This window comes from Adonisia turfae CCMR0081, assembly GCF_011009555.1.
Classification (GTDB): Bacteria; Cyanobacteriota; Cyanobacteriia; order Phormidesmidales; family Phormidesmidaceae; genus Leptothoe; species Leptothoe turfae.
On the sequence record NZ_QXHD01000004.1, the window covers coordinates 6489680 to 6501988 of the forward strand.

The 12309-nt window shown below is 43.9% G+C and carries 4 protein-coding genes; 3 read left to right on the top strand and 1 reads right to left on the bottom strand.

Annotated features, from left to right (window positions below):
* The first annotated feature begins 605 nt into the window (after nucleotides 1-605).
* Nucleotides 606-3578 carry an NB-ARC domain-containing protein gene (locus DXZ20_RS31490; RefSeq protein ID WP_163702794.1) on the top strand — a complete coding sequence of 991 codons (2973 nt, stop codon included), beginning with the start codon at nucleotides 606-608 and terminating at the stop codon, nucleotides 3576-3578.
* Between the two features lie 182 nt (nucleotides 3579-3760).
* Here the strand turns inward: DXZ20_RS31490 and DXZ20_RS31495 are convergent, their stop codons facing one another.
* A complete protein-coding gene (locus tag DXZ20_RS31495; protein ID WP_163702795.1) occupies nucleotides 3761-9376 on the bottom strand; it encodes a CHAT domain-containing protein in 5616 nt (1871 codons plus the stop codon).
* Between the two features lie 562 nt (nucleotides 9377-9938).
* Between DXZ20_RS31495 and fbp the strand changes: the two genes are divergently transcribed.
* A complete protein-coding gene (fbp, locus tag DXZ20_RS31500; RefSeq protein ID WP_163669121.1) occupies nucleotides 9939-11006 on the top strand; it encodes a class 1 fructose-bisphosphatase in 1068 nt (355 codons plus the stop codon).
* Nucleotides 11007-11096: 90 nt separating this feature from the next.
* Nucleotides 11097-12236, top strand: a complete 1140-nt coding sequence (tal, locus tag DXZ20_RS31505; protein ID WP_163669123.1) for a transaldolase — start codon at nucleotides 11097-11099, stop codon at nucleotides 12234-12236.
* The last annotated feature ends 73 nt before the right edge of the window (nucleotides 12237-12309 follow it).

The window sequence follows — 12309 nt, forward strand, 5'->3', positions numbered from 1 at the left end:
TAGAGACGTTAGAGCAAGCGATAACTATTGGAATCAAATAGAGCATAGGACGCATTGATATATCCATTCAAGGGAGAATATGCTACATTCTTACATCTTTAACTTATGCTATAAAGTCCTGGATGTCGTAGTTTGGGGCGAGAAAAAGATGCTACATCCGAATGGCACGGACGTAGGTCGAATCAAGCCATCAGTTGAACTTTAAGCACTGAACGCGGTTGCTACATTCTGGGAAAAAGTCACACCCATTTCACATTTACTCAAGATCTGAGCAAAGGGCAGACCGAGACTATCTTGATACTTTTGCTTGAGAATCTCCACACGATTCGGCATAGTAAAGGCAGTAGTATATTGGGGCTTCCAGGTTGTAAGCTTCTCAGATCATCATGCCTGAGGCCTTTTCCGCGACTTTTACGTCAGTGCCATTCTGCTATATAGCAACCTCTTCAGGTAGTGGACCAAACTGCTACAGCTTACAAATAGTCATGTAAAAAGGGGGACATGATAAAAATATGTTTCAGAATATGAAAGTTATAATTGAAATTATGACACGCTTCATTTGAAGAACGCTAAGCTAAATCCAATATAATGCTCGTTTTAAGCTCATGAATCGCCATTCTACATCTAAAAAGATCTTAGTATTGGCAGCTCATCCTAAGAAATCTTCAGAGTTGCGCTTAGGAGAAGAAGTGAGAGAAATTGAAGAAGGGCTTAAGCGTTCACTTCATAGAGATAGCTTTAATTTAATTTCAAGATGGGCTGTAAGGCCAAAAGATTTTCGTAGGCATTTACTAGACATAAACCCACAAATAGTTCATTTTTCTGGACATGGAGTTCACGAGGATGGGATTGTACTAGAAGATGAGTTAGGCGATATACAGTTAGTTTCATCTAAAGCTCTGAAAAGTTTATTTAAGCTCTTTTCTAGCAGGGGGGTTGAGTGCGTGCTACTAAATGCCTGCTATTCAGAGAAACAGGCTGATGCTATTAGTCAGCACATAGATTATGTGATTGGCATGAGTAAAGATATTGATGATGAAGCTGCTATATCTTTCTCAGTAGCTTTTTATGATGCCTTAGGAAATGGTTGGAGTTACGAAGAAGCTTTTGAGTTAGGCTGTAATTCTATCCAAATGGAAGATTGGCCAGACTTTAGTATTCCGATCCTCAAGAAAAGGAGGGAATTGATAGAGGGTAAAGCTAACAGTCATGATATTAAAAATGTTGAAGCAGAAATTTTAAAGCGAAAAGACCAAAAATTAAAGGAACTAGAGAAGCTGATTGACTCATCAGAAGATGTTAAGAGTCTTCCCAAAGAGATATTCTTAGATTTTTTAGCTCTCCGAGATGAAGTTGAAATATTAAAACAAGTCAATCAAGATGTTGATCAAAAGAGTAATAAAGCAGAGAAAGATTTCTTGAAAGATTCTTACGGGATACCTGAATTACCTGTGGAATTTATTGATCGACCAGAACAGCGTGAAACTATTGAAGAACCACTAAAATCTAGAGAAAGATGGGTCAAAACTGTTGTTATTCAAGGTATGGGTGGCACAGGTAAAACTGTGCTTGCAACTGAAATTGTTAGAAATATTAAAAATAAGTTTGAGAAAGTTATATGGGCCTCAGCAAATGAGTCGCCTATTGATTTAGCTGATTTACTGGATATTGTATTGAGAAAGCTTGATTATCGTTCTGATCAATTAACCTTAGCTCAGAAGCAAGAACAGGTCAATGATTTACTTCGAAAAAAACGATATCTATTAGTGATTGATAGTTTTGAAAGAATAGGAGATGATCGAATTGATAAGTTTTTAGGTGATAAAACCTTTTATCCAAGTAAGATTCTTATCACAACAAGACAATTTTATCCTCAAGCTTCTTGTTTGATAACGCTTGAAGGTTTAACACGTCAGCAAACACGACGAATGCTGGAGCGAGCAAGACTAAAGAAAGGAGTGAAGCACGCTTTTACAACGGACACAGTGAAGGCTATTTATAGTGCGACTGGTGGTTTGCCACTTGCATTGGGGGTGATAATTGGCCTTCTTTCCGAAAATGTGTCTCTCAATGTAATTATTAATAGCCTAACTGGTCGAGGAACCAGTCCAGATGAAGCATTATCAGCAGATGTCTCTAAGGTAGAGGCAATGTTCACAACCTTAATTGGTGCATCATGGAAAATTGTTAGCAATAATGCTCAAAGAATTCTAATGGGGATGACATTTTTTGCGGCACCTGCTTCAGAACAAGCTATTCAAATTATTAGTGATACTGATCAAGAAGAATTTCGTTCTGAAATTGATCATCTAATAAGGTTGTCACTTTTACATACTCATCGTGAGCAAATGGGTGGCGATGAGTTTCGATATTCTATTCATCCCCTAATTCGTAGTTTCGCAAGTGAAAAGATAAACAGCAACACAAATTTAAAACAAGAAATATATGGTAAGGCCGTTGATTACTTTACCGAACTTATGGAGGAATTAGGTCGTCCAGGCCTAGAATTAACAAAATACAATAAACTGGAGCAAGATTTAAAGAACTGTATTGCTACATTTGATTGGTGTAAAGCTCAAAGAGATTTTGCAAATACGTTTAAAATTGTCGAATCATTACATCATTTTCTGTTTGAACGAGGTTTTTGGGATACCCGTATTCAGATATGCAGTTCTGCATTTAATCTAGAAGATGATTCAACAGATAGGAATCCTGAAATCTCATGGAGGTTAGCTTTCAGAGCAGGGTGGGTTTGCAGTCGTCAAAACAACTATGAAGAAGCTAAGCAGTGGCGAAAAAAAGCTAAGTCAAGCTTGAAAAAAGTTGCAACAGATAATGTTTTTTATAAGCTTTATCAGGCCAAAAACCTTCAATTGAGTGCTCTAATTGCCCATGGCGAGGCGATAGAGGCTGTAGAGGAATATAAACAACTTACAATTCCTGAAATGATTGGAGATATCAATAATCTCTTTGAACAATCAAACAATTATCATGATGAGGCTCGTCAGCTACTGACACAGTATCTACAGGAACATGGCCTGACTTGGTCTTCAGAGGAACCGGAGTACACTATTTCAATTACTGACTCTAATCAAGGAGATTTGGCTGTTGATAGAGGTCATTGGAATAACATTATTAATCAAAAAGATGAGAGCATAAAATATTATGAGATTGCTCAAAAATTATATTCTAAAGTCTTAGATGATGCACAAAATAGTAACTGGAGAAACAGAGATGCATTTATAGCATTTAGTGCAGCTAATTTAGGTCATGTTGAAATTTGGCTAGGTCAGAAGCCTCTTGAGGAGATCAAACGACGTTTTGATAAAGCACTCCAGATAGCTCAATATATTGGTAGAGACCATACCATTGCATGGTGTTATCGTGGATATGGTTTAATTGCTAGGCGATTAGCTAAGAATGAATCATCGATACGTAAAAAGAAGAAGAAACTGAAAGAAGCTTTAGAACAACTTAGTGATGCTTTAGATATTTTCGAAAGAATCGGACGTAGAGAGAGGGTTACAGAAACTCGAAAAGCCTTGCTTGAAGTAGAAACAGCTTTAGGTGCTTTATAACCTCTTAAGTCGTTTTGAGAAATATGATTTTTCTTCAAAGTCAATTTTCTGAAAATCGAACTATTTCTCAATTCTATAGGTCTTGTAGAGATTAGAGATTAATGATACTTTTAAAATTTCTGCTATAAAATTAAGGCAAATTTCAGACCTTGAAGAATTTCTCTAGAATATAAAGCATATCTCTACCAGGGGCTGCCCACCAGGGTGTATGTCGACCAGTAAAAAGGATGGTCAAAATCCCAACGTCCGTGATATTCCAGTTCTGGAAAATGCGCTAATGCTTCCCCATCAAAACCATATAATGTCCCATCTGCAAACGACAGTTCACCTCGTAACATAGCTAGCTGTGCCTGGCGTAGGGCATTGGCTCGCACTGAATTTTCCTGTAGATTGTCATAAAAATAGGTCATTAACCCTAGCGTTCCCTCATCACTGATGGGCCAGAGACTAGCAACGGAGGTTTGTACCCCCGCATTCACCGCTAAGCCAGCAAAGCCATATTCGGCCTCACGATCGCCCAGAGCCGTGTTGCAAGCGCTTAATACCATCAGGGCAATGTTGGCATCCTGTAAGCCTAAGGTGTGGACCTGATCCAACTGTAGGGGCTGGTCCCACAGTTGAATATAGGAATTGTGTGGTTCACCGGGGGCAAACACACCATGGCTCGCTAAATGAACAATCCCATACTGATTGCGGGCAACTTGGGTTTGCAAATTATTGAGGGTAAATCTTTCATTGAGAAATACCTCACTCTCATGAAATGCTTCGGTAACAATGTTTAGTTCTTCAGGTACAGCAGGTAGAATCTGTTGTGATTGAAACTGCGCCGCTCCCATGGCTAGCAGGTGAGTGTTCTCCAGTTGAGAATAGAGAAAATTTTCAGGATTAAAGTCAGTCAAGCTAAAACTGGGAATCACTCCTAAGCTGTAACGTTCAACTAAGTACTCATTCCCATCGTGAAGTGCGGCAACGGGTAGAGTACGTAAACCTGTGTCCATGGCCAGGGCTAAGCTTTGGATTCCTTGGCTTTGTAATTCATTTTCTATGGGCGAGATCAACCAGCTATATAGCTGTTGAGCAGGGGGCAAGTATTGGGATGGGACAGATATGGAGTTGGTTACCTGGGCGTAAAAATTCTCTGCCATGGCCATTACGTCACTGCGGGTAACCCCTTCAACTTTTCGTCGTATGGTCTGTCCTGTATGGGTGATTAGAAGGAGTCCCAATTCATCATTATTGGGGTTTAAGGGACTAGACTCGGATGCTGCTGTAGTGTTCTCTTCCGGTGGCAAAAAGTATATGTATAGAACACCGGGCTTTACCCCCATAATCTCTTCAACATTACCAAGGGTTGCTTGGGCCGAGGCCAGGCTGGTGGATGAGATGCTAACACGCTCGTATAGATTTAAGTGAGACTTAAACTGATCGGAAAATGAATTTTCTAAACGTTCAAACAGCGCACTGTTAGAATCATTGGCACCCACTGAAGACGTTGCTTCATCTAAGGGGGTAGCGCGGCTGTCGAGGAGCGGTGACCTTAAATCGGTAGTAAATAGGGAACTAGTCGTAGGTAGTTCAATAACCGTAGGCAGGTGACTACTTAGTTGGGCATTAACTGTGGGAGAAGGATTACGTGTGAGCGGTGTGGGAGGAGTGGGAGGTGTTAAGATATCTTGGGTTAAAAAACTGATATTGCCAAGGGAATAGCTATTTAAATACGAGTTGTCTATGGCAACTTTAAATTCACCACTGGTGATCAGGGCATCACTGCCTAGAATGCTGCTATCACCAACTCGAAAAGGGGTGGCACTATTGCCGCCATGGCGAATAGTAATGTTACCTGTGCCATTGGTGGCGGCTGTGGAAATACTGGCGACGTATCCGTCTAAACTGGTAAAGCTGTTGGTGGCTCGAAAGAATTGGTCGGTGGTAATATCCACATTGCCGCCTGCACTATCTCCCTCGGCTCGAATGCTTTGAACCTGAATAGTATCTGCTGCATTCAGGGTAACATTGCCCCCTGTAGTGCCAGTGGTGTCAATCTGTTGTGAGGTAATTGTTGTTGCTGCATTAACGATGGTATCACCACCATCCAGAGGGCCTGTGGTCAAAATATCTTGAGTCCTGATAGCTCCACCGCTGTTGAGCATCACACCTCCTGGAGCTGTGAGATTAGCAGTTGTGATATCTTTTGCCGCTGATAGTGTAAGGTCAGGTGCTGTCAGATTAAAGCCTTGGGTATCAATCTTTCCATTGTCTTGAGGAGAGATAATCGTAGTGGGAGAAAGTAGGGTTATATTGTCTCCTAGGGTAATGGTGCCACTACCCTCCGCATGACCAATGGTAATAGCTGTAAAGCCACTGTAGATACTTGCTAATTCAGCTGTGGAAATTGTCAGAGTAGAGGGGGTATCAGAACCGCCTAGTTGAATATCTCTGGAGGTTGACAAGGGAGAAAGATTTAATGCTTCAGTCCCTACAAGGGCCGTGCCTAGACTGATAGTGTCTCCTATATAGGTAAGTGGACCGGCACCGCCATCTAAATCTTCAGTAAATCCGGCACCGTTGGTAAGAATGTTGATCTGGTCGGATTGATTGCCTGCGATCAGATTTTGGATGTTTGAGAAATTGTCTATTCCTGTGCCATTACCGGTATTGCTAGCTGTTAAGTTCCAAGTACTGTCAACATTGTCACCGATTAAGGTATTACTACCGATTCCGCCATTTATAAACTCAATGGGGGTATTTGCATTAAGCCTAAACGTGTCGTTACCGTTGCCGCCAATGAAGGATTCCAGTGTATTAAATCCACCAAGGCCGGTTGCATTATTGGTTTGAAAATCAACATTAATATTGGTGGTGTAGGCGCTGTAATTAGCTGTGTCGCTGCCATCGCCGCCAGTTAGGGTGCCCGTGACTGAGGCACCATTGCTAAAGATAAAATTATCATTGCCGGCCTGACCGTTTAAATTTTCAAAGCCATTGAAGGCTAGGGTGTTGATAGTGCCAATATCCGTACCAGTGAGAGTAATGTCGTCGTTACTATTTGTTCCCTGTAACGTATCAGTATTACCACTACCTCGAAAGTCTTCTATATTGGTGAATGCTGCGACGTTTGTTGTTATTTGATTCTCCAGATCGATGGTGACACCAATGGCACTAGACCCGTAATCTAGGGTGTCTGTTCCTAATCCTCCATCCAGTGTGGTCCACGTTCCTCCATTGACAACAAAACGATCGTTACCATCCCCTAGCAGAATAGTCTCAAAGCCTTGAAAGTTAGTACCATTTAAGGTGCCAGTGGCTGCATCCGTGAGTGTAGCCACATCATCAGTGTTTGTCCCTTGCAGTGTATTAGAACCACTTCCAGCAATTATATTTTGAATATTGCGGATGCCCCCAGTACCCGGTGCATTACCAGTTTCCAGGTCGAGGGTCATATCTGTAATGTAGGCACCGTAATCTAGAGTGTTGTTACCCGTCCCACCATCAACGATGCCGCTAATAACAGCTCCATTTCCAAAAATAAAGCGATCGTCTCCACCGGCACCATTAACTGTTTGAATGCCAGCAAAGTTTATGCCATTAAACGTGCCGGCATCCGCCCCCGAAAACGTGATGGTGTCATTGCCATCAGCCCCTGAAAGAGTATCATTGGTACCATTGCCAACGACAATTGATTCAATCTCTTTAAAGCTAAGACCATTACTAAAAAGACCATTGAGATGACCTTGGTTGCTGGCTGTAATCACCCAAGGTGTTACCCGATTGGGACCTCGTAGAACATTTGCTCCAAGGAGAGTGACAGGATCTTGAAACGGAGTTGTGCCTCCATCCGTAACAGAATCATTGAGAGTAATGGTACCTGTCCCATCGGAGCGTCCGATGGTGATGTTAGTAAAACCATCTTGCAGGGCTGAAACATCGGTTTCTAAAAGGTCCAGATCGAATAAAGTATTAGTGTCGGGACCTACGTTAATGGCTAGGGTTGGATTGTCAGGTTCAATTGATAACGTTGTGCCACTAATGGAGTTGTTGCCGCCGTTTAGATTTAGTTCATTGCTTCTGACAGTAATGTTTTCAGCAGTTAAACTGCCTTCTATAGAAGTTAGCAGCGGAGCTGCAAGATTAACATCACCAGCTCCTGTAATTGCGTCTGTATCAAGGGACTGGAGACTAATGATTGCACCTGAGATACTGATGTCTCTTCCTGATGTTTTAAGGGTATCGCCTGCTCCACTCATGAGAAAGGTACCGATAAAGTTGTTATTAGCGTCAGCTATAAACGTGATGGAGCCAGTGCCTGGCTGAAGTGTCAATTCATTGTTTCCGCCTAAATCAATGTCGATGTTGGTATTGGCCTGTAGAATAATGTTGTCATTGCCATTCCAGCTTGCTAACGTATTGGCGTGTAGGGTTAACGTACTGAGGTCGTTATCAGTCGCATTGATATTGGGGAATAACAGCGATTCTGTTGCAACTTCGGCAGGTGTACCACCGCTGACAATGCGAATATTATCGGGATCAAATAAGATGGTACCTGATTCACCCTGGGGAGCGCTGAGAGAAAATTCTCCATCGAACCCTAGATGGTCTTTCCCAGAAATTTCAATAAAGCCGCCATTGCCCCCTTCCTGCCCTCCCTGGGCATAGGCACCGCCGTTGAACACCGTGGCGTCATCGGCCCAAACAATTATCTGGCCACCATGGCCTTGCTGTAGGGCACTGGCATTGATTTCAGAATCCTGGTTTACCCACGTGTACGTTGCGTTTGGTAGAGGACCTGTGCCTTGATAATTACCGCCAATATAGATCTGGCCGCCTTGGTTGATCCCATCGGCATTAATGGCCGCATCGACCAGGGAGACCCGGTCGCCTAAAAGTGCAATTTGCCCACCCTGATCGCCAGCACTGCTGATGGTTCCAGTAATCGCTACGTGTCCTGCTGAGGGGGTAATGGTTTCTGTTTGCGTGAGGCTGACCGTACCGTCTGTGTTGACGGTTAGGGTATCGGCATTGTCGATGTTATTGCCGGTGAGGAGGGCTGGCAGGCTGGCCGGTGTAATACCCTGACTTGAAACTGTCTCAACCCAGGGCGTAACCTCCAGGGTGAGTATTTGATCCGCCTGGCTTAAGCTGACTCGATTGCTATCTGTTACAGCAGCCACAGTAACTGTGCCTGCAGGAGCCGTAATCGTCCCTGCGTTGATCACACTGCCCCCGAATAGACGGATATGTTGCCCAGGATCGACCTGTAGGTTTCCTAAATTAATCAGATGAGCGGGGGGAGAGATAAATGCCAAACTGTTAGGATGGCCGACTAACGCTTGAGGATCTGCACCATGGGTGAACCAGCCCTGATCAAATCCGATGGTGTCAGCCGTTGTGGCCGTGAAATCTCCATTGAGATTGAGATTAACGTTGGGGCCAAAGAGGATGCCAGCTGGGTTGAGTAACCAGAGATTAGCACTGGTTGGAACAGCTAAGCCACCATCAATAATGGATGCTTGATTTCCCTTAACCTTCCCTAGGATATTTTCCACTGAGTCAGGAGCAACAAATGTAACCGTTTCGCCAGTGGCTACATTGAACGCGTCAAACTGATGAAAGAGATTTGTTCCATCTGTTGACTGAGTACCCCCAGTGATTTGAATCTGATCCCCTGCCGTGGTGATAGCTGTTGTTCCTGTAGGTTGTAGTTGTCCCCAGGCAGGAGGGCTACTTAGGGTAAAAATACCTAACCAGCCCAATAATTGTGAGACATATTTAGCGGGCTGCTGCCATCCCGAATAGCCCATAATGTTGATAATGCTGAAGCCTGACAAAAGAAGGTTGTAATTATTACAACTCCCCCTTTCTAATCACAGCTAACTTATCGATGAAATGTAACCCTAATGACACGGGTTTTTATCCTAAAGTTGCTGTGAAAGCGATGGCGGTGTAAATGCTTACAGTAGTAACAAGATTTATAGTAAACGGCGCAGTAGATGTAATTACCTACTTGTTTTTACGTACATTTGCTTATCGCCCTATTCGTTTCATAATGAATAAATGATCCCTGGGGGTGAATGTTGTTAGACCTATGAAATGTGACTCAGGCCAGACTCATCTATTTCTTATTTGTTTAAAGCTATTTAAAACTTTGTAAGCACCTTGGATGACAAATTTAGGAGTGTTTCTGTAACTGATCTAAAAGTTTTTTTCATTTCCTAGATCAGGTTTCTAACATGGGCAATAGAAGTATCTAATGGCATTGGTAAGCGATCCAAATAATTTCTTAATTACTCGGATGTTGTCCCGATGGCCAATAGATGCTTCATTCGCTCACCCACCTCAATCACAAGAGGGAATGGAGGTTCTATGGTTGAAACCTATCAACCATCTCACGAGGCCACGTTAGATCGTGACTCAATGACGCTGTCACGCCATGTATTACAGCAACTTCAAAGCTTTGGGCCAGATGCTCAAGATCTAAGCGCTTTGATGAATCGCATTGCCCTGGCTGGCAAGCTGATTGCTCGGCACTTATCGCGAGCTGGCTTAGTCGAAGATGCCCTCGGGTTTACCGGGCGTGAAAATGTACAGGGGGAATCGGTTAAGAAAATGGACGTCTACGCCAACGACGTCTTTATTTATGTCTTTAAGCAAAGCGGTTTGGTCTGTCGCTTAGCTTCTGAAGAGATGGAGGCTCCATTCTATATTCCTGAGAACTGTCCCATTGGGCGATATACGTTGCTATACGATCCCATTGATGGTTCATCCAATGTAGATATCAATCTCAATGTTGGTTCAATTTTTGCCATTCGCCAGCAACGGGGTAACGATGAAGGGCAAACGGGCAAAGACCTGTTGCAGCCAGGACGAGAACAGTTAGCGGCAGGCTATATTCTCTATGGCCCAAGTACGGTACTGGTATATACCATCGGTACAGGGGTGCATATGTTTACCCTTGATCCCAGCCTGGGAGAGTTTATTCTTTCGGAAGAGAACATTACAATTCCTGCCCATGGGCCTGTTTATAGTGTAAATGAAGGTAACTTCTGGCAGTGGGATGATTCTATCCGAGATTATATTCGGTACGTACATCGCCATGAGGGATACTCAGCTCGCTACAGTGGTGCGTTAGTGGGAGATTTTCATCGTATTTTGACCCAGGGCGGAGTTTTCCTGTATCCAGGCACTGTGAAAAACCCGGATGGTAAATTGCGCTTGCTTTATGAGTCGGCTCCACTGGCCTTTTTGGCAGAGCAGGCGGGGGGACAGGCCTCAACGGGAACCCAGGAAATTTTAGATGTGCTTCCCGATCGGTTACATATGCGTACGCCTTTAGTTTTGGGCAGTACAGAAGATGTGGCGTTAGTGAAATCGTTTATTCAGGATCGATTTCGCGAGCGTGAAGCTGAAATCGCTGCCATTGGCCAAGCTTAATTGGTAACTCCTGGCTGTCGACAGCGGAATTTTTTCTGTACAAACAAAACTTTTGAAAACACGAAACAACCCATATAGGATATTTACCCTATGACTACAGCGAATGACAGTCCAATTCTGCATCTAAAAGACCATGGTCAAAGTGTGTGGATGGATAATCTGAGCCGAGATTTGCTTGTTTCTGGCGAGCTGGTCAAGCTAATTGACAGTCGAGATGTACATGGGATTACCTCTAACCCGGCGATCTTTGAAAAAGCGATCGCAGGTAATGAAATCTACGATCAAGAAATTGAAGCGGGGGTACGGGCTGGTCAGTCCGTTGATCAAATTTACGAGACTTTGGTCTTTGATGACATCCAACGGGCCTGCGATGTGCTTAAGCCAGTGTACGAATCCTCCCATGGTTTGGACGGCTATGTCAGCCTAGAAGTCCCCCCCAATCTGGCCCATGATGCTGAAGGCACCCTTGCTGAAGCCCGTCGCTATGCAGCTGCGATTGGGCGTCCCAACCTGATGATTAAGATCCCAGGTACACCCGAGGGGCTAAAGGCCGTTGAGCAGACCATCCGCGATGGGATCAACGTCAATGTGACGCTACTGTTCTCAGTACAGAGCTATATCGATACGGCCTGGGCCTATATTCGGGGTCTAGAAGGTCGCTTGGCGGATGGCCATGACATTAGCGCCATGGCATCGGTGGCTAGTTTCTTCTTGAGCCGCATCGATAGCAAGGTTGACAATACCCTTGATCAACTGGCGGAGTCCGATAAGAGTAAGCGGGATCAGATTGCTGGCTTGAAAGGTAAGGTTGCGATCGCAAATGCCAAGCTGGCTTACCAAGAATACAAAAAGATCATTCAAAGCGATCGTTGGCAGGCACTGGTTGCTAACGGTGCAAACGTGCAGCGCCTACTGTGGGCTAGCACCAGCACTAAGAACCCTGCCTACAGCGATGTCATGTATGTAGATGAGCTGATTGGTCCAGATACTGTAAATACCCTGCCTCCCCAGACCATTGAAGCCTGTGCCGATCACTGTGATGTGAACAGCCGCATTGAGAGTGATGTGGATGCTGCCTATGCAGTAATTGAAACTCTTCCCACCGTGGGCATTGACCTTGAGCAGGTGATGGATGAGCTGCTGGCTGAAGGCATCGATAAGTTTATTAAACCCTTTGACCAGCTGATGGATTCATTGGTGATGAAGGTTAAGCAGCTGTCGCCTGCATAACAATAAACGTAGAGGCATCCCCCTTGTGGGTGCCCACTTCGCAGCCTAGGGCACCCATAAGCGGTGCTCCTAC

Bases quoted from the DNA above. Each gene is read 5' to 3' on its own strand.
- DXZ20_RS31490 (WP_163702794.1), top strand. From the start codon at position 606: ATGAATCGCCATTCTACATCTAAAAAGATCTTAGTATTGGCAGCTCAT.
- DXZ20_RS31495 (WP_163702795.1), bottom strand. From the start codon at position 9,376: ATGGGCTATTCGGGATGGCAGCAGCCCGCTAAATATGTCTCACAATTA.
- fbp (WP_163669121.1), top strand. From the start codon at position 9,939: ATGGTTGAAACCTATCAACCATCTCACGAGGCCACGTTAGATCGTGAC.
- tal (WP_163669123.1), top strand. From the start codon at position 11,097: ATGACTACAGCGAATGACAGTCCAATTCTGCATCTAAAAGACCATGGT.